Annotated in this window: 21 protein-coding genes, 4 tRNA genes and 1 pseudogene; 11 read left to right on the top strand and 15 right to left on the bottom strand. The window is 59.1% G+C overall.

Translation table 11 applies throughout. The features are described 5' to 3' along the window. Positions 1 to 66 precede the first annotated feature (66 nt). Positions 67 to 834 (top strand): DODA-type extradiol aromatic ring-opening family dioxygenase, encoded by a 768-nt coding sequence (locus tag ACA041_RS07000; protein ID WP_497440458.1) that lies wholly within the window; start codon positions 67 to 69, stop codon positions 832 to 834. Between the two features lie 25 nt (positions 835 to 859). Here ACA041_RS07000 and ACA041_RS06995 read toward each other — a convergent pair whose 3' ends face one another. Beyond that, positions 860 to 1,573 (bottom strand): UTRA domain-containing protein, encoded by a 714-nt coding sequence (locus ACA041_RS06995; RefSeq protein WP_497440457.1) that lies wholly within the window; start codon positions 1,571 to 1,573, stop codon positions 860 to 862. A gap of 351 nt (positions 1,574 to 1,924) precedes the next feature. Here ACA041_RS06995 and ACA041_RS06990 point away from each other — a divergent pair, with 351 nt between their 5' ends. From ACA041_RS06990 to ACA041_RS06965, 6 genes are all read left to right on the top strand, one after another. Then, positions 1,925 to 2,992: an ABC transporter substrate-binding protein gene (locus ACA041_RS06990; RefSeq protein WP_497440456.1), complete on the top strand. Its 1,068-nt coding sequence runs from the start codon at positions 1,925 to 1,927 to the stop codon at positions 2,990 to 2,992. A gap of 182 nt (positions 2,993 to 3,174) precedes the next feature. Beyond that, the gene (locus tag ACA041_RS06985; protein WP_497440455.1) at positions 3,175 to 3,981 is read left to right on the top strand and encodes an alkaline phosphatase family protein; all 807 of its coding nucleotides are present in this window, start codon (positions 3,175 to 3,177) and stop codon (positions 3,979 to 3,981) included. 5 nt (positions 3,982 to 3,986) lie between these two features. Further along, the gene (locus ACA041_RS06980; protein ID WP_497442016.1) at positions 3,987 to 4,823 is read left to right on the top strand and encodes an ABC transporter permease; all 837 of its coding nucleotides are present in this window, start codon (positions 3,987 to 3,989) and stop codon (positions 4,821 to 4,823) included. Further along, a complete protein-coding gene (locus ACA041_RS06975; protein WP_497440454.1) occupies positions 4,810 to 5,610 on the top strand; it encodes an ABC transporter permease in 801 nt (266 codons plus the stop codon). Before ACA041_RS06980 ends, ACA041_RS06975 begins: the two co-directional genes overlap by 14 nt. Beyond that, entirely contained in the window at positions 5,607 to 6,596 is a 990-nt protein-coding gene (locus tag ACA041_RS06970; RefSeq protein ID WP_497440453.1) for an ABC transporter ATP-binding protein, read from the top strand. The genes ACA041_RS06975 and ACA041_RS06970 overlap by 4 nt, the downstream gene beginning before the upstream one ends. A gap of 40 nt (positions 6,597 to 6,636) precedes the next feature. Continuing rightward, positions 6,637 to 7,290: an HAD family hydrolase gene (locus ACA041_RS06965; RefSeq protein WP_497440452.1), complete on the top strand. Its 654-nt coding sequence runs from the start codon at positions 6,637 to 6,639 to the stop codon at positions 7,288 to 7,290. Between the two features lie 120 nt (positions 7,291 to 7,410). Here ACA041_RS06965 and ACA041_RS06960 read toward each other — a convergent pair whose 3' ends face one another. Continuing rightward, on the bottom strand, positions 7,411 to 8,373 hold the full coding sequence (locus ACA041_RS06960) for a zinc-binding dehydrogenase (RefSeq protein ID WP_497440451.1): 963 nt from the start codon (positions 8,371 to 8,373) through the stop codon (positions 7,411 to 7,413). A 138-nt stretch (positions 8,374 to 8,511) separates the two neighbouring features. Between ACA041_RS06960 and ACA041_RS06955 the strand changes: the two genes are divergently transcribed. Beyond that, on the top strand, positions 8,512 to 10,593 hold the full coding sequence (locus ACA041_RS06955; protein ID WP_497440450.1) for a carboxy terminal-processing peptidase: 2,082 nt from the start codon (positions 8,512 to 8,514) through the stop codon (positions 10,591 to 10,593). Between the two features lie 432 nt (positions 10,594 to 11,025). On the opposite strand, the gene ACA041_RS06950 is transcribed toward ACA041_RS06955, so the two are convergent. From ACA041_RS06950 to ACA041_RS06910, 9 genes are all read right to left on the bottom strand, one after another. Then, positions 11,026 to 11,433, bottom strand: a complete 408-nt coding sequence (locus ACA041_RS06950; RefSeq protein ID WP_497440449.1) for an SEL1-like repeat protein — start codon at positions 11,431 to 11,433, stop codon at positions 11,026 to 11,028. Beyond that, a complete protein-coding gene (locus ACA041_RS06945; RefSeq protein ID WP_007945207.1) occupies positions 11,434 to 11,805 on the bottom strand; it encodes a hypothetical protein in 372 nt (123 codons plus the stop codon). After that, on the bottom strand, positions 11,802 to 12,149 hold the full coding sequence (locus tag ACA041_RS06940) for a helix-turn-helix domain-containing protein (RefSeq protein WP_497440448.1): 348 nt from the start codon (positions 12,147 to 12,149) through the stop codon (positions 11,802 to 11,804). Before ACA041_RS06940 ends, ACA041_RS06945 begins: the two co-directional genes overlap by 4 nt. 115 nt (positions 12,150 to 12,264) lie before the next feature. Next, a complete protein-coding gene (locus ACA041_RS06935) occupies positions 12,265 to 12,720 on the bottom strand; it encodes a YkvA family protein (protein ID WP_497440447.1) in 456 nt (151 codons plus the stop codon). Between the two features lie 293 nt (positions 12,721 to 13,013). Further along, the gene (gene bamJ, locus ACA041_RS06930; RefSeq protein WP_497440446.1) at positions 13,014 to 13,730 is read right to left on the bottom strand and encodes a BamJ family beta-barrel-assembly machinery protein; all 717 of its coding nucleotides are present in this window, start codon (positions 13,728 to 13,730) and stop codon (positions 13,014 to 13,016) included. Between the two features lie 391 nt (positions 13,731 to 14,121). Beyond that, positions 14,122 to 14,198, bottom strand: a tRNA-Asp gene (locus ACA041_RS06925). Between the two features lie 15 nt (positions 14,199 to 14,213). Beyond that, a tRNA-Val gene (locus ACA041_RS06920) sits at positions 14,214 to 14,289 on the bottom strand. Between the two features lie 188 nt (positions 14,290 to 14,477). Continuing rightward, a tRNA-Asp gene (locus ACA041_RS06915) sits at positions 14,478 to 14,554 on the bottom strand. A gap of 19 nt (positions 14,555 to 14,573) precedes the next feature. Then, a tRNA-Val gene (locus ACA041_RS06910) sits at positions 14,574 to 14,649 on the bottom strand. Positions 14,650 to 14,810: 161 nt separating this feature from the next. On the opposite strand from ACA041_RS06910, the gene rdgC reads away from it, so the two are divergent. From rdgC to sugE, 3 genes and pseudogenes are all read left to right on the top strand, one after another. Continuing rightward, complete coding sequence (gene rdgC / locus ACA041_RS06905; protein ID WP_497440445.1) at positions 14,811 to 15,731, top strand: recombination-associated protein RdgC; 921 nt, start codon at positions 14,811 to 14,813, stop codon at positions 15,729 to 15,731. Between the two features lie 144 nt (positions 15,732 to 15,875). Beyond that, positions 15,876 to 16,046 (top strand): annotated as a pseudogene (locus tag ACA041_RS06900) (bile acid:sodium symporter family protein); the annotation flags it as partial. 119 nt (positions 16,047 to 16,165) lie between these two features. Further along, positions 16,166 to 16,480 (top strand): quaternary ammonium compound efflux SMR transporter SugE, encoded by a 315-nt coding sequence (sugE, locus tag ACA041_RS06895; RefSeq protein ID WP_027922462.1) that lies wholly within the window; start codon positions 16,166 to 16,168, stop codon positions 16,478 to 16,480. A gap of 85 nt (positions 16,481 to 16,565) precedes the next feature. Here the strand turns inward: sugE and ACA041_RS06890 are convergent, their stop codons facing one another. The 4 genes from ACA041_RS06890 to ACA041_RS06875 all read right to left on the bottom strand — a co-directional run bounded on the left by ACA041_RS06890 (position 16,566) and on the right by ACA041_RS06875 (position 22,504). Next, positions 16,566 to 17,327 (bottom strand): iron-containing redox enzyme family protein, encoded by a 762-nt coding sequence (locus tag ACA041_RS06890; protein ID WP_497440444.1) that lies wholly within the window; start codon positions 17,325 to 17,327, stop codon positions 16,566 to 16,568. 78 nt (positions 17,328 to 17,405) lie between these two features. Then, positions 17,406 to 19,868 (bottom strand): EAL domain-containing protein, encoded by a 2,463-nt coding sequence (locus tag ACA041_RS06885; RefSeq protein ID WP_497440443.1) that lies wholly within the window; start codon positions 19,866 to 19,868, stop codon positions 17,406 to 17,408. A 187-nt stretch (positions 19,869 to 20,055) separates the two neighbouring features. Then, a complete protein-coding gene (locus ACA041_RS06880; protein ID WP_497440442.1) occupies positions 20,056 to 21,873 on the bottom strand; it encodes an ABC transporter ATP-binding protein in 1,818 nt (605 codons plus the stop codon). Beyond that, positions 21,866 to 22,504, bottom strand: a complete 639-nt coding sequence (locus ACA041_RS06875) for a DsbA family protein (protein ID WP_497440441.1) — start codon at positions 22,502 to 22,504, stop codon at positions 21,866 to 21,868. Before ACA041_RS06875 ends, ACA041_RS06880 begins: the two co-directional genes overlap by 8 nt. Positions 22,505 to 22,507 lie beyond the last annotated feature (3 nt).

The raw sequence follows: 22,507 nt of genomic DNA, 5'->3' as shown, positions 1-22,507 counted from the left end.
TTATATTAGATTTAGATCAATGATCTGACTGAAGATGACGCTATCTTAACTCCCAGGAGCTCATTCATGTTCCCCAGCCTGTATATCTCTCATGGTTCTCCCATGCTTGCACTGCAACCCGGTGCCAGCGGGCCGGCCCTCGCGCGTCTTGCCGCCGAATTGCCGAAACCCAGGGCCATCGTCATTGTATCCGCGCATTGGGAAAGCAATGAACTGCTGGTCAGCGGCAACCCGCAACCCGACACCTGGCATGACTTCGGCGGCTTTCCACAGGCCCTGTTCGAGGTGCAGTACCCGGCACCTGGCGATCCGCTCCTGGCGACAGAGGTTGTCGAAACGCTGGAAAACGCCGGCCTGCCCGCACGCATCGACGTCAAGCGACCGTTCGACCACGGTGTCTGGGTGCCCTTATCGTTGATGTATCCGCAAGCCGATATCCCGATTGTGCAAGTCTCGCTGCCCACCCGCGGCGGCCCGGCCCTGCAAACCCGGGTAGGCCAGGCCCTTGCCGGGCTGCGCGAACACGGCGTGCTGCTGATCGGTTCCGGCAGCATTACCCACAACCTGCGCGAACTGGACTGGCACGCCGGTCCGGAAAGCGTCGAACCCTGGGCCAGGGAATTTCGCGACTGGATGGTCGAGAAACTCGAGGCGAAGGATGAAGCCGCGCTGCACGACTACCGCCAGCAAGCGCCGAACGCCGCGCGCAACCATCCGAGTGATGAACATCTGCTGCCGTTGTACTTTGCCCGCGGCGCCGGAGGAAAATTCAGTGTGAGCCACACGGGATTCACCCTGGGCGCCCTGGGCATGGACATTTATCGCTTCGGATGACCAAACGAGCCTGCGATGGCCAGGCTCAGACCACATCAACCCCGACATGAATCGCATCATGGCGCCAGAACTCCAGGTCACAATCGATCAGCCGTTGATGCTGATCGTAATTGACCCGGGCAATCCGCAACCCCGGACTGCCCACCGACACCCGTAAAGCCGCCGCCGCATCCACCGACAGCGCCGTCGGCACGATCTCGAATCGCACCCGCCCGTAATGCAAATCGTAATGCCGGGCGTACAGCTCGGTCATCGACTGATTCAAATCGAACGCCAGAATCCCGGGAAAAAACTGCGGATTCAAATAATGCTCCACATACAACACCAGCCGCTCATCAATGCGCCGCACCCGGCAAATCTGAATCACGCTCGACAACGCTGGCAATTGCAACCAGGCACAGACCGCCGCCGACGCCGGCTGCAAGCGCGCCGATATCACCTCGGTGGACGGCACTCGGCCCTGGGCGCTGACCATGGCGTGAAAATGACTGCGCTGCATCAGGTTATAGGCCAGGCGCGGTGGCGATACGAACCAGCCCCGGCGCTCCTCCCGATAAATCTGGCCCTGGGCTTCCAGCTGTAGCAAGGCCTCCCGTACGGTGATCCGTGTGGTACCGAACAACTCACTGAGCTTGCGCTCGGCCGGCAACTTGCTCCCGGGCGCCAACAGGCCATGGTCGAGCTGTTCCTGCAGGACCTGCCCGATCGCTGTCACCGCCTTGGTTGTCTCGATGCGCATCAACGTTACCTATCTGGACTAGACCAGCGCTGTTTCAGGGCAGAACCACGCTTCAAACCGGTTCCATCGACTCTCTGCAAGCCTAGGCACTGCACATGACTGACAGATGACAAAGTTGCCGAACGGTTGCGCAAGATAACCTGCAATTTAATGGCCAAGTCCCTTTCATTTCAGCCTTTTAGCCATGGTCTACGCTTATCTCCAATCCTGAGATTTCCTGCGCAGTAAACAGGCGCAGGCCAGCGGTCGACATCAAAATGTCATCCGCCGCGCCTAGATTGGCTCAGGTATTGCTGACCTAGACCAACACGACCGCAATCGCAGCGTTGAAAACGCCCAAAGGAGCTTCGGATGAAACAGCTTTTCCTGGCATCACTGTTAGGCTCGACCATCGCCATGTGCACTGCCGCCATGGCCGCTGATACAGATTTGAAAACCCTGGAAGCCGCGGCGAAAGCGGAAGGTGCGGTCAACAGCGTCGGTATGCCCGACGACTGGGCCAACTGGAGAGGAACCTGGGAGGACCTGGCCAAGAAATACGGACTCAAGCACATCGACACCGACATGAGCTCGGCCCAGGAAATTGCCAAATTTGCCGCCGAGAAGGACAACGCCAGCGCCGATATCGGCGACGTTGGCGCAGCATTCGGTCCGATTGCGGTCAAGCAAGGCGTTGTACAACCCTATAAGCCAAGCACCTGGGAGCAGATTCCGGATTGGGCAAAGGACAAGGATGGCAACTGGGCACTGGCCTACACCGGCACTATCGCGTTCATCATCAACAAGAAGTTGCTGCATGGGTCCGACGCGCCAACCAAATGGGCTGACCTCAAGACAGGTAAATACAAAGTCTCCATTGGTGACGTCAGCACCGCTGCACAGGCTGCCAATGGGGTACTGGCCGCTGCGCTCGCCAATGGTGGCGACGAGAAAAACCTGCAGCCGGCGTTGTTGATGTTCGCCGACATTGCCAAACAGGGTCGCCTGTCCATGGCCAACCCGACGATCGCCACCATGGAAAAGGGTGAGATAGAAGTCGGCGTGGTCTGGGATTTCAACGGCCTGAGCTACAAGGCCAAGATGGCCAATCCGGATGATTACACTGTGCTGATTCCATCCGATGGCTCGGTGATCTCCGGTTACACCACCATCATCAATAAATACGCAAAAAACCCGAACGCCGCCAAGCTGACCCGCGAATACATCTTCAGCGATGCCGGCCAGATCAACCTGGCGAAAGGCAACGCGCGTCCAATCCGCGCCGAACATATAAAACTGCCGGAGGACGTCAAGGCCAAGCTGTTGCCGAACGAGCAGTACAAAGGCGTGACGCCGATCAAGGACGCGGACGCGTGGGAGAAAACGTCCAAGGCCCTGCCGCAGAAGTGGCAGGAAGAAGTCATCATCAATATGCAGTAACGCGGTAGCCCACTCTTTGCAGGGCTAGTGAAGATCCCTGTGGGAGCGAGCTTGCTCGCGATAGCGGTAGACCAGTCAACATCTTTGTTGAAGGTCAGTCCGTCATCGCGAGCAAGCTCGCTCCCACATGGACCGTGGTAAATCCGGATTTTCTGAATACTTGTTTGCGGAGTTCCGCCCCTATGAAGCACAACGTCATCCTTGTCGTGCTCGACGGTCTCAATTACGCAGTTGCCCGTCACGCCATGGGGCACCTGCAGGCTTACATCGGCGCGGGACGCGCGGCGCTCTACAAACTGGAGTGCGAACTGCCGGCCCTGTCCCGACCGCTTTACGAATGCATCCTGACCGGCGTGACACCGATCGACAGCGGCATCGTCCACAACAACGTCTCGCGCCTGTCCAACCAGCGCAGCATCTATCACTATGCCATCGAAGCGGGCCTGACAACCGCCGCTGCGGCTTATCACTGGGTCAGCGAACTGTACAACCGTTCGCCATTCGTCGCGGCCCGGGATCGCCACACCGACGACCCGGACCTGCCGATCCAGCACGGCCATTTCTACTGGAACGATCACTATCCGGATTCGCATCTGTTCGCCGACGCCGAAAACCTGCGCCTGCGCCATGCGCCGAATTTTCTCCTGGTCCATCCCATGAACATCGACGACGCCGGGCACAAGCACGGCCTCGACACCGCGCAATACCGCAACAGCGCCCGCTCGGCGGACATCATCCTCGCCGACTACCTGCAAGGCTGGCTCGATGCGGGTTATCAGGTCATGGTGACCGCCGACCACGGCATGAACAATGATCGCTCCCACAACGGCCTGCTCCCGGAAGAACGCGAAGTACCGTTGTTCGTTCTCGGCAATGCCTTCAGTTTCAACGCCAACGCCGCACCGAAACAGACTCAACTGTGCGGCACCGTCTGCGAACTGCTGGGCGTGGCTCACGACAAACCAGTGTGCCGGGAGTTACTCAAGTGAATGCCATGACGCGTGGCAAATGGCTGGCGATACTGTGCCTGGTGCCTTTCACGCTGTTCTTTATCGTGTTCCAGATCGCTCCGCTGTCGTGGGTGATGATCAACAGCCTGCAATCGCAAGAGTCTGGCTGGGGCCTGGCCAACTTCAGCAAAATCTTCAACTCCAGGTTCTATCTGCAGGCGATCCAGTACAGCCTCGAGATCAGTTTCTGGTCCAGCGTGTTCGGAATCATCATCGCCGTACTCGGTGCCTACTCCCTGCGCCGCGTCGACTCGAAACTGCGCAATTTCATCAACGCCTTCGCCAACATGACCAGTAACTTTTCCGGCGTGCCCCTGGCCTTTGCGTTCATCATCCTACTGGGCTTCAACGGTACCTTCACCATCATGCTCAAGCAGGCAGGGATCATTCAGGATTTCAACCTGTACTCGAAAACCGGGCTGATCATTCTCTACACCTACTTCCAGATCCCCCTCGGCGTGCTGCTGCTCTACCCGGCCTTCGACGCCCTGCGCGAGGACTGGCGCGAATCCGCCGCGTTGCTGGGTGCCAACGGCTGGCAGTACTGGCGGCACATCGGCTTGCCGGTACTGACCCCGGCGCTGCTCGGCACTTTCGTCATTTTGCTGGCCAATGCCCTGGGCGCCTATGCCACGGTGTATGCCCTGACCACCGGCAACTTCAACGTGCTGACGATCCGCATCGCGGCAATGGTCTCCGGCGACATTTCCCTGGATCCGAACCTGGCCAGCGCCCTGGCCATAGTGCTAGTGGCGTTGATGACCCTGGTCACGATCGTGCATCAGCTGCTGTTGAAGAGGAGCTACCATGTCTCGCGCTGAGCAGGGCCCTGTCGCTGTCTACCATCGGATCGTGGTGTACCTGCTGCTTGTCATCCTGTTGCTACCCCTGATCGGGACGCTGATCTACTCGATCTCCAGCAGCTGGTCGGCAACCATTCTGCCCAGTGGCTTTACCTTCAAGTGGTACGTGCAACTGTGGAGCGACCCACGTTTTCTGTATGCCTTCGGCCAGTCGTTGCTGGTGTGTGTCGGTGCCCTGATCCTGTCGGTGGTGCTGATTCTGCCGCTGCTGTTCGTGGTGCATTACCATTTCCCGAAACTGGATGCGCTGATGAACATCCTGATCCTGCTGCCCTTCGCGGTGCCGCCCGTGGTGTCGTCGGTGGGGTTGTTGCAGCTCTACGGGTCCGGCCCGTTCGCGATGGTCGGCACGCCGTGGATTCTGATTGGCTGTTACTTCACCGTGGCCCTGCCGTTCATGTACCGGGCGATCACCAACAACCTGCAAGCGATCAACCTGCGCGACCTGATGGACGCCGCCCAACTGCTCGGTGCCAGCACCTTTCAAGCGGCGTTCCTGGTGGTGCTGCCGAACTTGCGCAAGGGCTTGATGGTGGCATTGCTGCTGTCGTTTTCGTTCCTGTTCGGTGAATTCGTGTTCGCCAACATCCTCGTCGGCACCCGCTACGAAACCCTGCAGGTCTACCTCAACAACATGCGTAACAGCAGTGGCCACTTCACCAGTGCGGTGGTGATTTCCTACTTCTTCTTTGTGCTGGTTCTGACCTGGGTGGCCAATATCTTGAACAGGGACAAAAGCGAATGAGCTACGTCAGCGTCCAACACTTACGTAAAAACTACGCAGGCACCACGGTCTTCAGCGACATCAACTGTGAGATCAAGAAGGGTGAATTCGTCACCCTCCTCGGTCCGTCCGGTTGCGGCAAATCCACGCTGCTGCGCTGCATCGCCGGGCTGACCTCGGTGGACGGCGGCAAGATCCTGCTCGATGATCAAGACCTCGTCCCCCTGAGCCCGCAGAAACGTGGGATCGGCATGGTGTTCCAGAGCTACGCACTGTTCCCCAACATGACGGTGGAACAGAACGTCGCCTTCGGTTTGCGCATGCAGAAGGTCAACGCCGACGACAGTCACAAGCGTGTTGCCGAAGTGTTGAGCCTGGTGGAATTGAATGAATTTGCCGCCCGCTATCCGCATCAATTGTCCGGTGGACAATGCCAGCGTGTCGCCCTGGCGCGCTCTCTGGTGACCCGTCCGCGCCTGTTGCTGCTCGACGAACCCCTGTCGGCGCTCGATGCGCGGATTCGCAAGCACCTGCGCGAACAGATCCGTCAGATCCAGCGCGAACTCGGCCTGACTACGATCTTCGTCACACACGATCAGGAGGAAGCGCTGACCATGTCCGATCGAATTTTCCTGATGAATCAGGGAAAAATCGTACAAAGTGGCGATGCCGAGACCCTCTACACTGCGCCAGTCGATGTGTTTGCCGCCGGCTTCATCGGCAACTACAACCTGCTGGACGCCGACAGCGCCTCGAAACTGCTGCAACGGCCGATCACCCATCGCATCGCGATCCGTCCGGAAGCGATCGAGCTGAGCCTCGACGGCGAGTTGGACGCACAGGTGCGCAGCCACAGCCTGCTGGGCAATGTGATTCGCTACCGGGTCGAAGCCCGGGGCGTGGAATTGGTGGTCGATGTGCTCAACCGCTCGGCGGCCGATCTGCATCCCGATGGTCAGCGCCTGGCACTTTCCATCGATCCGGCGGCGCTGTGTGAGGTAGCCTGATGCCTTTATTGATGTCGATGCTGAAGAGAGAACTGCTTTGATGGCCCTGGCAATTTTTGATCTGGACGAAACCCTGATCCACGGCGACTGCGCCACCCTCTGGAGCGAGCAAATGGGCCGCCTGGGCTGGGTCGATCCCGAGCCGTTCATGCGCCGCAACAACGAGCTGATGGATGCCTACAGCCACGGCAAGTTGCGCATGGAGGAGTACATGAGCTTCAGCCTGGAACCGATGATCGGGCGCACGCCGGAAGAGGTCGCACATTTGGTAGGGCCCTGGGTGGAAGACTTCATCGAGCCGATCATCTTCAGTGATGCCACCCAGGCCATTGCCGCCCACCGCAAGGCTGGCGACCGGATCTTGGTGATTTCAGCGTCAGGTACGCACCTGGTCGGGCCAATTGCCGAACGGCTGGGTATCGACGAAATCCTCGCCATTGAACTGGAAGTCGCCCATGGGGTGTACAGCGGCAACACCCTCGGCACCTTGACCTACCGCGAAGGCAAGATCATCCGGTTGCTGGAATGGCTGGATGCGCAGGAGGAAAACCTGGAAGGCGCGAGTTTCTATTCCGACTCGCGCAATGATTTGCCACTGCTGTTAAAGGTGGATTTCCCGCACGTGGTCAATCCCGACCCGGTGCTGCTCGAACACGCCGAAAAAGCCGGCTGGCCGATCCATCTCTGGAAATAACCCACATCCCCGCAGGAGCGAGGCTTGCCCGCGAAGAACGATGACGCGGTTTGTCAGTTAGACCGCGTCATCGTTCTTCGCGGGCAAGCCTCGCTCCTACAGGGTTCGCCGTACCTGGCTTCAGCTCAGGCTTTCGTCGATCACCAACACCAGTTTCCCCGCCACCTTATTGCTCGCCAGTTCCGCAAACGCCGCTTCGGCATCCTTGATCGCAAAAGTCTTCGCCAGCTGCGCACTCAAACGCCCTTCGGCAAACAACGGCCAGACATGCTGGCCCAGGTCGCTGAACAGATCCGCCTTGAATTGCTCGTCGCGACTGCGCAACGTCGAACCCAGCAGTTGCACGCGCTTACCCAATACCTGCGCCAGGTCCAGCTTCGCCTCGCGGCCGCCCATCAGGCCGATCAATACCCAACGGCCATCGAGGGCCATCAGCTTGAGATTCAGCGCCGCGTAATTGCCACCCACCGGATCCAGGATCACATCGAACGGCCCCAGGTCGCTCAAACTGTCCAGATCGCCATTGCGCACCACACCACCCTGTGCGCCCAGCGCTTCACAGTACGCCAGACGCTCGGCAGAACCGACGCTGACCCAGCACGGATTGCCAAACGCTTTGCACAGCTGAATGGCAGCTGAACCGATTCCACTGGCTCCCGCATGCAGGAGAACTTTCTCACCCGGTTTGAGCGCTGCCAGCTGAAACAAATTCAGCCAGACGGTCGCGTAGACTTCGGGCAACGCCGCCGCCTCGGCCAGGGACAAACCTTCGGGTACCGGCAACACATGCCGTCCGTCGACAACCACCTCTTCGGCCATCCCACCCCCGGCCAGCAAGGCACAGACCCGATCGCCGCGCTGCCAGGACGAGCCCGGACCGACCTCGCTGATGACCCCCGAACACTCAAGACCCAGTACCTGACTGGCTCCCGGCGGTGGCGGATAAAGACCCGCCTTCTGTAGCAAATCGGCGCGATTGAGACCCGCAGCCGCCACTCGAATGCGGACTTGTCCCACATCACACGTAGGACTCGGCTCTTCCACCCACTCCACTTGACCTTCCACGCCTTGCAATGCTTTCACAGTGCCTCCATAGTGAGTCTGGACTGAGCCCGTAGCTGTAGCGCCGGGCTTTTTGCATTATGCGACCGGCCTTTACGGAACCGGCGACTTCAAAGACGGCCTAATATGCGTTATCAATTGTCCCCGCGTCGAATCAGCATGAAGCATTTGTTCCCCAGCACCGCCCTAGCCCTATTTATTGGTATCGGCCTGATGCCGATGTCGAGCAATACATTCGCAGCCAATAGCTGGGACAAGCTTCAGCCTGATCGTGACGAAGTGATCGCCAGTCTGAACGTCGTCGAATTGCTCAAGCGCCACCACTACAGCAAGCCGCCGCTCGATGATGCACGCTCGGTGATCATCTACGACAGCTATCTCAAGCTGCTGGATCCATCGCGCAGCTACTTCATGGCCAGCGACGTTGCCGAATTCGACAAGTGGAAAACCCAGTTCGACGACTTCCTCAAAAGCGGCGACCTGAACGCCGGGTTCACCATCTACAAGCGCTACCTGGACCGCGTCAAAGCGCGTCTGGACTTCGCCCTTGCCGAGTTGAACAAAGGCGTCGACAAAATCGACTTCACCACCAAGGAAACCTTGCTGATCGATCGCAAGGATGCCCCTTGGCTCAAGTCCACCGCCGAGCTCGACGAACTGTGGCGCAAACGCGTCAAGGACGAAGTGCTGCGGATGAAGATTGCCGGCAAGGATTCCAAGCAGATCCAGGAAACCCTGACCAAGCGCTACAAGAACCAATTGGCGCGTCTGGACCAGACCCGTGCCGAAGACGTCTTCCAGGCCTACATCAACACCTTCGCCATGTCCTACGACCCGCACACCAATTATCTGTCGCCGGATAACGCGGAGAACTTCGACATCAACATGAGCCTGTCCCTCGAGGGGATCGGCGCCGTGTTGCAGAGCGACAACGACCAGGTGAAAGTCGTACGCCTGGTGCCGGCAGGCCCGGCGGACAAGACCAAAATGGTTGCTCCGGCGGACAAGATCATCGGTGTTGCCCAGGGCAATAAAGAGATGGTCGACGTCGTCGGCTGGCGCCTGGACGAAGTGGTCAAGCTGATCCGAGGTCCGAAAGGCACCGTGGTGCGCCTGGAAGTGATCCCGGCCAGCAATGCGCCGAACGACCAGACCACCAAGATCGTCCCGATCACCCGCGAAGCGGTGAAGCTTGAAGACCAGGCGGTGAAGAAGTCGGTCCTCAAGCTCAAGCAGGATGGCAAGGATTACAAGCTGGGCGTCATCGAGATCCCGGCGTTCTACCTGGATTTCAAAGCCTTCCGTGCCGGTGATCCGGACTACAAGAGCACCACTCGCGACGTCAAGAAACTGCTGACCGAGTTGCAGAAAGAAAAGGTCGACGGCGTGGTCATCGACTTGCGCAACAATGGCGGCGGTTCCCTGCAGGAAGCTACCGAGCTCACCAGCCTGTTCATCGACAAAGGGCCGACCGTTCTGGTGCGTAATGCCGATGGCCGGGTCGACGTGCTGGAAGATGAGAACCCGGGCGCGTTCTACAAAGGCCCGATGGCGTTGCTGGTCAACCGCTTGTCGGCCTCCGCTTCGGAGATTTTTGCCGGTGCCATGCAGGACTACCACCGCGCACTGATCATCGGCGGCCAGACCTTCGGCAAAGGTACCGTGCAGACCATTCAGCCGCTGAACCATGGCGAACTGAAACTGACCCTGGCCAAGTTCTACCGGGTTTCCGGCCAGAGCACCCAGCATCAGGGCGTGCTGCCGGACATCGACTACCCGTCGATCATCGACACCAAGGAAATCGGCGAAAGCGCCCTGCCCGAAGCCATGCCGTGGGACACCATCCGTGCGGCGATCAAGCCTGCGCTCGACCCGTTCAAACCGTACATCACCCAGCTGCAGTCCGAGCATGACGTGCGCACGGCCAAGGACGCGGAGTTTGTGTTCATCCGCGACAAGCTGGCCCTGGCGCAGAAACTGATGTCGGAAAAAACCGTCAGCCTCAATGAAGCCGACCGTCGCGCCCAGCACGCCGATATCGAAGCCAAACAGCTGGCGATGGAGAATCTGCGTCGCAAGGCCAAAGGCGAAGAACCGCTCAAAGAGCTGAAGAAAGAAGATGAAGACCTGATCGCGGCTGAGCCAGACAAGACCAAGCCGGAAGATGATGCCTATCTGAGCGAGACCGGGCGGATTCTGCTGGATTATCTGAAGCTCAATACTGCGGTGGCCAAGCACTAGGAGGGTGGCGGTTTAATGCTGACGCTCCCGGAGCGTCAGCAGACAGTCATTGTTCTGGCGTGAAAAAAAGGACTGAGTGCACCTTGCACTCAGTCCTTTTTTTATTGCCCGAGATCTCCATGACTACACATCTCGTCGCAGTAAACACCGAACCTGTGGCGAGGGAGCTTGCTCCCGCTGGGTCGCGCAGCGGCCCCAATAGGGCGACTGCGGTCTTTCAAAAAAGCTCAGCGACGTGATTCAGGGCTGCTACGCAGACCAGCGGGAGCAAGCTCCCTCGCCACAGTATTTGGTAGCCCCCAAAGATGTGCCCGCACATAGCCGCCGAAACGGGATACTTCCGACAACCTTGCCCAGAAATTTCGGTCCCAAACGCAAAACATGCAGGGAGACTTCCTTCACGCTATGTTTGTTTGCCAGATACGCAGGTAATCAATCCGCAGCACCGCGAGACGCCAACGCTTTAAGCTTGATCTCAGCCAACGGATGCCCCGCCTTGGCAGCCATCTCCCAAAACCGCGCGGCTTCAATCGGATCCGGCGCCTTGCTCGCCGTTCCCGCCAGACTGATCACGCCCACCTGATACGCGGCCTTGCCATCGCCCGCCAGCGCCGCCAGGCGCAACAATCGGACACCTTCCTCGCGAGCACCAAGGCCGACGCCGCGGAAGGTCAGGATGTGGCCATAGAAGCTTTGAGCGCCGACATCACCGAGGTTCGCCATGCGTGCGAACTGACCTTCAAGCCAGCTCCAGCCACGGGGTTGGCGGACAAACCATGACCAGTGGAACAGCCGGCGGGCGAGCCAGTAACCGGCCCGCGCCTTGAGTCGTAAAAACACTCAGGCTTCCGCCGATTCGGGGTACTCGTATTCGAACACCCGCACCACTTCCGAGGCATGCCAGGAGGCGGCAGCGACACCGTCGGACGGTCCGGAAAAACGCCCCAGGCGTTCGACACATTCGAAGAAGCCGGTACGCGGCAGGCGGCTGGCACCCTGGCTGATCACCAGCGAACTGCGCAACGGCTGCTCGGCCTTGGCGTCCAGCGCCGCCAGATGCTCAAGGGCGGCGGTCAAGGTTTGCATGGCCGGCGTCGGCAATTGCAAACGCTCCAGCAACGCACGATACGTCAGCAGATGACGCTGGCGGCGCGCCTGATCCAGCTCACCCAGCAACCCGTCCCAATGATGACGACTGATGCGTACGCTCACGATTCATCCCTCCACCCCGGCACCGTCAATTCCCAGGCCAGGCTGCGGCGAATCGCAGCGTCGGGTTGACGCTCGCCACTTTCGATCAAGGCCAGATAAGACGGGCTGATGCCCACCGTGCGGGCCAGCGCCTCGATGGCGATGCCCTTCCCTTCGCGCAAACTGCGTAGTTGATCCAGACCCGGCAGAATCGGGTCGGGTGATGCCGCGTGACGCATTGCAGGCTCGCTCGGCGGCTGCGGATGCTGGTTGATGCCTGCTGCTTTCAGTAGAGCCTGATACTGAGCCCACGGCAGAACCGCATACTCGGGCTCGCCTTCGCGTGTGATTATCTGAATATCCATGACTTCCCCGTAGGACAACGACACTTAGCGAGTCGGCACTTTTCCCTAGAAGTGTAATCCTAACAGCGGCCAAGGTCGCGAGGGGTTTGAATATAAGGGAAGATCCTGAGTCGGCTCAGTGCTTCTTCGGGCTCTGAAGTTGAAGTTGCTCGGGGGTGTCGGGCAACCGCTCGACAACGGCGAGCTTCTCCGGCAGTTGGCGTTTGCGCCAGGCACGGAAGGCGTTGAGTTCGTCGTCGAGGACTTTCATCAGCCAGGCCAGCACGGCAATATCATCGAGCATGCCGAACATCGGGATGAAATCCGGAATCGCATCCACCGGAGCGAGGAAGTACAGCAAGCCTGCGACTACCGATATCAGGGCCTTCGGACTGATGGCACGGTACTCGCCTCGCCAATAGGCAAGGCACAGCGCCTGCAACAAGCGCAGATCGTCCTTGAGCTTGCCCAGCCGGTTGCCTTGGGTGGCACCTTTGCTGGCAACAGCGAACAGCAAGGTCGGCAAACGTCCACGAGCGAGCAGGCGCCCGGCGATTGGCAGAAAACGAGCTAAATTCCAGGGTGCTTTCATGTTTCCTCCCGCTGAAATGTTATCCACACAAATTGTGGATAACCTTGTGAACAGAGCTGCTTTTCACCGCTGAAGGCCCCGTTTCATAAGGGCCGAACTCAGATCGGGCGTTTTTTACTCACATAAAAAAACCCAATATTTCATTGACTTGGCGCTCTGGCGCGGATAGCACGGGCGTCCTCAATGGCTATGACTCCAGCGTTCAGCATCCGTTCGCTTTGTTTACCCTTGCCGAGCGCCAGATGCAACAACGCCCCGCATTAGCGAGGCGTTATTGTAGAAGCAGACGCCGATTACTTGGCAGCGTCGTCCTGTTTTGCCGGATCCTTGATCGCCATCAGTTCCAGGTCGAATACCAGCACCGAGTTGGCTGGAATCGCCGGGCTCGGGCTTTGGGCGCCGTAGGCCAGCTCGCTAGGAATGTACAGTTTGTACTTCTCGCCAACGTGCATCAGTTGCAGGCCTTCGACCCAACCCGGGATCACACCGCTGACCGGCAGATCGATCGGGCTGCCGCGCTCGACGGAGCTGTCGAAAACGGTGCCGTTGGTCAGGGTGCCGGTGTAGTGAACCGTCACGACGTCAGTCGGCTTGGGCTGTGCGCCCTCGGCTTTCTTGACCACTTCGTACTGCAGGCCCGAAGCAGTGGTGGTGACACCCGCTTTCTTGGCGTTGTCTTCGAGGAATTTCTTGCCGGCGGTTGCCGACTCTTCGCTCATCTTGGCCATACGTTCTTCAGCACGCTTTTGCAGTGCTGCGAAGGCTTCGACCAGCTCTTCGTCTTTAAGCTTCTGTTCTTTCTTGCCGACGGCATCTTCGATGCCCTGGGCAACGGCTTTGGAGTCCAGATCATCCATGCCTTCCTGAGCCAGGCTCTTGCCCATGTTCAGGCCAATCCCGTAGGAAGCTTTTTGCGCCGGGGTTTTCAGCTCTACGCTGGTCTGCGAATCACAACCCGCGAGTACCAGGCCAACCAAGGCCACCGCCGCCGCCAACCGATGCTGTTTCATGCTATTTCCTTGTTCATGCGCCTAAAGGGCAATCGAGTAAAGCCGCGAGCTTATCAGGCGGCCACGACCAATGGCTACCGGCATGAGAGCAGGAAATGTCTGATAAGTTCAGGGGTTTTGACGCATTGGCGGATTCAGAGGGTGAAGCTTCTGTCATCTTCGTCCTACGGGATCGAGCTTCTCGCGATGGACGATAACGATAACGCGTTTTTTCTGGAGGAACGCGTCGCCCTTTAGAGCCTCGCGAGCAAGCTCGCTCCTACAGTAAAAGATCGTGGGAAGGTTAATCAGTGCAAGGTCGGCAAAAGCCAATCTCCAGACAGCAAAAAGCCCGCATCAAGCGGGCTTTCCGTGTGGTGACCTGGCGTTCAGCATTCCAGATGACCGAATATGGCGCAGCGGACGGGACTCGAACCCGCGACCCCCGGCGTGACAGGCCGGTATTCTAACCGACTGAACTACCGCTGCGCGTAGCGTTGAAAGTGGTGGGTGATGACGGGATCGAACCGCCGACATTCTGCTTGTAAGGCAGACGCTCTCCCAGCTGAGCTAATCACCCTTTACCTTCGTTGCGGGGCGCATTGTGCCACAGATTTTCATAACATGTTGATTTAATTGATAAATATTTCAAAAAAATCTGAAAACCGGTGAAACGATGCATCCTGCAGGAACTTCAGACAGAAAAAAACCCGCGTGAGCGGGCTTTTCCGTGGTGACCTGGCGTTCAGCGTTCCAGGTAACCGAATATGGCGCAGCGGACGGGACTCGAACCCGCGACCCCCGGCGTGACAGGCCGGTATTCTAACCGACTGAACTACCGCTGCGCGTAACACTGAATGCGAATGGTGGGTGATGACGGGATCGAACCGCCGACATTCTGCTTGTAAGGCAGACGCTCTCCCAGCTGAGCTAATCACCCTTCACGTTCGGTGTGGCGCGCATTCTACGGAGCGCCCCCACCTCTGGCAAGCACTTTTTTAAATAATTTTTTCAGGCCTTCCAAAGGCTTAGCGAAGGGTTGGCCTATGGCGCCGCGAAGAGAATAATGCCCCCCTTTGCATATAAGGAGAGACTCACCCCATGTGGTTCAAAAACCTGCTTATCTATCGCCTGACCCAAGATCTGCCTGTTGATGCCGAGGCGTTGGAAACTGCACTGGCCACCAAACTGGCGCGTTCATGTGCAAGTCAGGAGTTGACCACCTACGGTTTCGTCGCGCCCTTCGGCAAAGGCGAAGATGCCCCGCTGGTGCACGTCAGCGGCGACTTCCTGCTGATCTCGGCCCGTAAAGAAGAACGCATCCTGCCGGGCAGCGTCGTGCGCGACGCGGTGAAGGAAAAGGTCGAAGAGATCGAAGCCGAACAGATGCGCAAGGTCTACAAAAAGGAGCGTGACCAGATCAAGGATGAAATCATCCAGGCCTTCCTGCCCCGCGCCTTTATCCGTCGCTCGTCCACCTTCGCCGCCATTGCGCCGAAACAGGGCCTGATCCTGGTCAACTCGGCCAGCCCGAAACGCGCCGAAGACCTGCTGTCCACGCTGCGTGAAGTGATCGGTACGTTGCCGGTGCGCCCTCTGACCGTGAAGATGTCCCCGACGGCGACGATGACGGAGTGGGTCACCACCCAGAAAGCCGCGGATGATTTCTTCGTGCTGGACGAGTGTGAACTGCGTGACACCCACGAAGACGGTGGCATCGTCCGTTGCAAGCGCCAGGACCTGACCAGCGAAGAAATCCAACTGCACCTGAGCACCGGCAAAGTGGTGACTCAATTGTCGCTGGCCTGGCAAGACAAGCTGTCGTTCGTCCTCGACGACAAGATGGTGGTCAAGCGCCTGAAGTTCGAAGACCTGCTGCAGGACCAGGCTGAACAGGACGGTGGCGAAGAAGCCCTCGGCCAACTGGATGCCAGCTTCACCCTGATGATGTTGACCTTCGGCGACTTCCTGCCGGCGCTGGTTGAAGCCTTGGGTGGGGAAGAGCTTCCGCAGGGGATATGAAGACAACCGGCTCCCCCTGAAGGAACCGGATCTAATGTGGGAGCGGCGGTGCGGCGGTCCGACTTGCTCGCGAAGGCGGTCTTACAGGCGACATAAATGTTGAATGTACCGGCCTCTTCGCGAGCAAGCCCGCTCCCACTCGTCACCGCAGTGGGCGCCGCCCTGGCCAGTGCGCATTTCTCGCCGCTGGCGGCCGTGCCAAGCGCGTTGTTCAGCGTCTGGCACAACATTTCCGGGGCGCTGCTCTCGACGTATTTGCGGCGCATGAGCGAAAAAACCGACAGGGAAAATGCCGCCCGGCAAGCCACTGACTAATCCCTGAACTTGATCCCCGGCTTAATGATGGGCACTCTATTGCGCACTGCGAGGACGACCTCGCGGCTCGATCGAGTCATCATTCTGGGGACGACCCCGTCAATCGATGGAGGTCTCACATGTCCTGGATCATTCTGTTTTTCGCCGGCCTGTTCGAAGTCGGCTGGGCCGTCGGCCTGAAATACACCGACGGATTCAGCCGCCCCCTGCCCACTGCGCTGACCGTTGCCGCCATGGCCATCAGCCTGGGTTTGCTGGGTCTTGCCATGAAGGAACTACCGCTGGGCACGGCCTATGCGATCTGGACGGGTGTGGGGGCAGTCGGGACCGTGATCGCCGGGATCATTCTGTTTGGCGAATCCATGGCGCTGTTCCGACTGGCCAGTGTGGCTCTGATCATTGCCGGGCTGGTCGGACTGAAAGTCAGCGCCTGACTGTTTGCAGCGGTCACTGAAAAGCCCGCCCCCCTGTCGATACCGGACAGAGGGAGCGGGCTTTTTCATTGCAGTGACTGACGGATCAGCTTTCGGCCAGCGCCATCCGCTCACGCATCACCGGGGCCGTCTGCGCCTGCTCAAGCTGCATGCAGCGTTCCAGGAACAGGAACATGTAGTCGTAGCTCTTGCAGACGGCGTGACGCAGTTCCGCCTGCAATGACTTGCTCGGGTTCATGCCCGCCAGCGTGCAGATGATTTCCAGCGCTTCCCACGGATGGGCATCGTCATACTGGGCATGCATCTTCAGCCACTTCATGGCCCGCTTGCGCTCTTCCTCAGGGAACGATGCCGCGTAGATGCCACTGGAACACACCAGCGCCGACCACTCCCCGGTCGCGCCTTCAATGGCGTAGTTGGTGGCCGCGATGGCAACGATCAGCGAATCCGCCGAACTGGTGTGCCAACACCAGTGGCTCAACGCATGCAGTTCCGGAGCCACCTGTTGCGCTTGCAGATCTTCCAGGCTGACACCGTGCGCACGGCTCCAGTGCACCCAGTAGTCGGCGTGATTGAGTTCCACGCGAATATTGCGCATCAGCCAGCGACGCGCCATGTCTTCGCCTGGATGGCGGGCAAAGCGAGTCTTGGTCAGGTTTTGTGCCATGTATAAAGCGAACTGTTCAACCACCGGCCAGCCACCAATCAGGTAGTGGCGCATGGTCTTTGCACTGAGTTTGTTATCACGCAGACGCTGGTACAGTTCGTGTTCGACAACCCGGCGCTTACTCTCGCTGCAATCCTGGATCAGGCGCTGGGCCCAGGCGGGATAACTTGCAGCTTCCATGAGTGGTCCGGTTCTGATGAATGTGTCGATCACTGTCGAGCTCCTTTTGATTGTGATTGTAAGGACCAGCGAGAGATTTCAGCGGAACGTGCCAGGCGCCTTGAACAACAAGGGCCGAGGCCGCGCAGGACGACTTTGCAGACTATCGCAGGTAAAGGGATGCGGGCGTTCAATCACATACCCTTGAGCGTAATCCACCCCGATCTCCAGCAATGCCTGCTCGATCTGGGGTGTCTCGACAAACTCTGCAATCGTGCGCTTACCCATGACATGCCCGATGTGATTGATCACTTCGACCATGGCGCGGTTAATCGGGTCGTCCAGCATATCCTTTACGAAACTCCCGTCGATCTTCAGGAAGTCTACAGGCAAATGTTTCAGATACGCGAATGAGGACATTCCGGCGCAAAAATCGTCAAGCGAAAAATGGCAACCTAACCCTTTGAGTTCATTGATAAATTTTATTGCGCTTGCGAGATTTGAGATGGCGCTGGTTTCTGTGATTTCAAAACAAATCATTTCAGGCGGAATCGCATATGCAACAAATTGTTCACGCAGAAAGTCCAGAAACGCCTCATCGCCGATGGTTGTGCCTGACAGATTTATCGCACACATCGCCAACGGCGGGCATTTGCGCTGCTCGGACCGGCATTGGGCAATGATCTTGAACACGTTCTCCACGACCCAACGGTCAAGGGAGGTCATCAGGCCATAACGTTCGGCGGCCGGAATGAAACTGTCGGGCATGATCATCCGCCCGGCCTCGTCATGCAGGCGCAACAGGATTTCGATATGCCCGCCATCCTGCCCGGTATTTCCAAGGGGTGCGATTTCCTGGGCGTATAAACAGAAACGGTTGTCTTCCAGCGCCATATGCAAACGTTGCACCCAGGCCATCTCGCCAAAGCGCAGGGACAGTTCCGAATCGTCGGCATGATAGACCTGAACCCGGTTGCGCCCCTTTTCCTTGGCCATGTAGCAGGCCATGTCCGCAGCGCGCAGCGAAGCTTCGAGGGTGGTCGGGCCCGGCGTGACATGCACCAGGCCGATGCTCACGGTGGTCACGAAGGGTCGGCCTTTCCAGACGAAGTGCAGGTTCTGTACGGTCTGGCGCAACACCTCGGCAATCTTCTCCGCAGCTTGCGGGGCACAGTTTTCCAGGAGGATGCCGAACTCGTCGCCACCCAAGCGGGCCAGGGTATCGCCTTCACGCAGACCCGATTGCAACAACGCACAGATATGGCGCAGCAACTCGTCACCTGCGGCGTGACCGCAGGTATCGTTGACCAGTTTGAACTGATCCAGGTCGAGGAACATCAGCGCATGGCGCCCCGCATGCCGGGTCAGATTGTGCAACGCCTGCTCCAGGCGAATTTCGAACTCGCGGCGGTTGGCCAGCCCGGTCAGCGCGTCGTGGGTCGCCTGCCAGGACAGATTGGCAATGTATTGCCGCTCCTGGGTCATGTCGTGCAGCACCAGCACAGTGCCACTGACCTTGCCGGCATTGCGGATCGGCGCGCCGACCAGGGTGACCGATACCGTGCTGCCATCCAGGCGCTGAATCAATTTGGAATGTTCGCTGCCACCGCTGAGTTGTCCGCTCAAGATGTGCTCGATCAGGGTAAAGTCATCGGCCTGCGCGTTCTCGTCCAGCAGATTGAACAGCGCGGCCAGTGGCAATCCCGTGGCCTGTTCGGCCTTCCAGTGCGTCAACGCCTCGGCGGCCGGATTCATGTACGCGATCGCGCCATCGACATCCGTGGTAATCACGCCATCGCCAATCGATTGCAGCGTGATCTGCGCCCGGTCTTTTTCCAGTTGCAGAGCGTCGGCGAACGCATGGCGTTGCTTGAGCAGCTTGTGGGTGCGCATCAACGCCAGGACAATCAAACCCAGGGCCGTGGCGAGATTGATCACCAGCAACAGCCGCAGTATCACCCGCGAACCTTCGCCCAAGGCATCGCTGAAAGCCTTCGCCGCCGGGGTCACGCCATCATTGATGGCGAATATCTGATCCTTCCAGCGCTTGATGTCGGCATCCGTGGCCTGGTTTGCGGTGATGCGCCGATGCATCTGCTGCGCAACGTCATCGAGTCGCACCAGGTAGGCATCACCCACTATCCAGAGGTCGATGGCTTTTTCCAGATAACTGAAGTGCCGGAAGTTGAGGTACAGCCAGATCAGACTGGAAACGTCATCCGGGTGATTGCCACCCTTGAGGATCGCCAATTGCGCCGCTTCGATATCCGGTGGCTGATGATCAAGCGCCAGGCGCAACTCGTGCCCTCCCTCAGGCACGGCAATGGCGTCCTCGTATTTGCGAAAAATCGCCTCGTCACGACTGTCAGCGTAGAGATTGAGGTAATAGATGGCGTCTTTCTGGCCCTTGGACCACAGGCTTTCACCTGCCACGTAGCCGCGAACCGCTGAAAGCATGTACAGACTGACGCCTCCCAGCAGCGCCTGAAACAGCACGACGGCGATAAAAGGCCAGACGATGCCCAACAACCGGGGCGTTCCGAGAGTCCGTGTCTGATTCATGGGGTCCCTTGCATTAGCACTGCCCGTTCGTCGTCCGGACGAAATCGCTACAGCCAGACTAGGATGGGTTCTCATTCTAGGCAAGCGGCACAGCTGAAGGGCAGCATAGTAGCAACGCGACGCCGACGAACTTCAGCGCGATGTGACGACGGTAGGGATACTTCACGGAATGTCCTGAGCCATTGATCTAGTGTTGCTGCAAATGCCCATAAAGCTTGGCGTACAACCCACCATCGGCGATCAATTGCTGATGGTCGCCATCCTCGGCAATCTGCCCGCCATCGAATACCAGCACCCGGTCGGCCTGTTTCACCGCCGACAACCGGTGCGCAATGATCAAGGTGGTGCGGTTGCTCAGGAACCGCGCCAATGCCTGGTGCAGGTTGTATTCGGTGGCTGCGTCGAGGGCGGAGGTGGCTTCGTCGAGAATCACCACCTTGGGCTCGGCCAGCACCATTCGCGCAATCGCCAGGCGCTGACGCTGGCCGCCGGACAGACGCACACCGGAACGCCCGACGATGCTGTCCAGGCCGTTGGGCAAGTCCCGAACCGTGTTGTGCAGTTGCGCAATTTCCAGTGCTTGCCAGCAGGCTTCATCGCTACGTTCGCGGCCCATGGTGAGGTTGGCGCGCACGGTGTCGTTGAAGAGCGCCGGATGTTGCAGGACCACGGCGACGTTTTCGCGCACGGTTTCCAGGCCAATCTCTTGCTGGGTCGAACCGCCGAAGCGGATGGTCCCGGCGAGGGGGGTGTACAGGCCCAGCAGCAGCTGCACCAGGGTGCTTTTGCCGCCGCCGCTGGCGCCGACAATCGCGACTTTTTCACCGGGGGCGATCGACAGGTTCATCTGGTTCAACACCAGTTCGTCACCGTAACCGAAACTCAACCCCTGGACCTCGATACCGACGGTTTCGCGGCCGTTGAACGGGTCGACCCCACCCGGGTATTCAGGCTCGTCGGCCCGCGCCAGCAACTCGTTGATCCGCGACAGCGCACCACCAGCCGCGTAGTAGGCGTATTGCAGGTTCAGCAGTTGTTCCACCGGACCGATCATGAACCACAGGTAGCTGAACACCGCCAGCATCTGCCCGATGGACAGGTCGGAAAACAGCACGGTGAGCATGGCGGCGGCACGAAAAATATCGATGCCGAACTGGAACAGCAAGCCGCTGGCACGGTTCGACGCATCGGTCTTCCATTGCGAGCTCACCGCGTAATCACGCACTTCACGGGCCCGTTGGCCGAGGCGTCCGAGGAAAAAGCCCTGGCGGTTACCGGCGCGTACTTCCTGAATGGAATCGAGGGTTTCGGTCAGCGCCTGGGTGAAACGCGAGGTGCTGTCGTTCTCGAGTTTCTTCAGGTGCTTGACCCGCTTGCCCAACTGCACCGTGGCATAGATCACCAAGGGGTTGAACAGCAGGATCAGCAACGCCAGTTTCCAGTGCATCCACATCAGAATGCCGGCCGTACCGACCAGGGTCAGCATGGCCACGAGGAAACGGCTGAGGGTTTCGCCGACGAACTTGTCCAGTGTGTCCAGGTCGGTGACCAGGTGGGTGGTCACCGTGCCGCTGCCCAGGCTTTCGTATTCACCGAGTGAAATGCGTTTGAGTCGCTCGATCAGGCGCACACGAATGCGGTACACGATGTCCTTGGCCAGCGCCGCAAACAACTTCGCCTGCACCACGTTGAACAGCAGGGCCGCGCAACGCAGGCCCAGGGTCACGAATAACATCAGGCCTATGTAGCCTGCGGCTTTCTGCCAGGCGTCGGGCAGCGCGTGGTTCATGATTTTCAACGCGCTGTCACCGTGGCCCAGCAGCACTTCGTCCACCAGCAATGGCAACAGCAAGGGGATCGGTACGCTGCACAGCGTCGCCAGCACGGCCACGCCGTTGGCGATCCACAGGGATTTTTTATGCTGAAGGGCCAGCCGCCGGATTTCCGCCCAGCTCAGACGATCGACACGCTTGGGTACTGGCGTGTCATCGGGCAGGTCATGCACAGGCAGCGCGCTCCAGCCAGCGGCCGAGCAACGGGGACAACACGCTCAGTGGCTGGTAGCCATTGGTCAACAGCGCCAGCTGACCATCACGTTCAGCCAGCAAGGTCGGGAAACCGGCGATGCCCAGGTCCTGGACCCAGGTGAAATCGGCAGCCGTAGCGGCATGCTGATCCGCCCGGTCGAACGCGGCGGCGAATTCGATGCGCGGCAGACCGGCCTGCTCCGCCAGTTCCACCAGCACATTGGCATGGGTGACATCGCGCCCTTGGGCATAGAACGCATGCTGAATCAGCCCGAGCAATGTCCACGCGCAATCCGGCGCCAGGCTGCGCGCCGTCACCAGCGCCCGACACGCTGGCTCGGTGTCGTAGACAAAGCCCTCGGGCAACGCGCCTTCCTGCTTGAATGGCTGGCCGGTGGCTTCGGTCACCGCCTGCCAGTGCTCAAGGATATAGCGTCGGGTGGTCGGCTCCAGCGCCGAGCCACTGCCGGTGCGCAAACCACCCACCACCAGATGCACCTCCACCCCAGCTGCGTGCGCCTGCTCGACCAGCGCGTTGGCTACCGGCGCAAAGCCCCAGCACCAGGAGCACATCGGGTCCATCACATAGAGCAGGCGGCGTGCAGACATGAT

Source organism: Pseudomonas sp. LBUM1676 (assembly GCF_059695605.1).
This window is presented reverse-complemented; position numbering and strand designations above follow the sequence as displayed.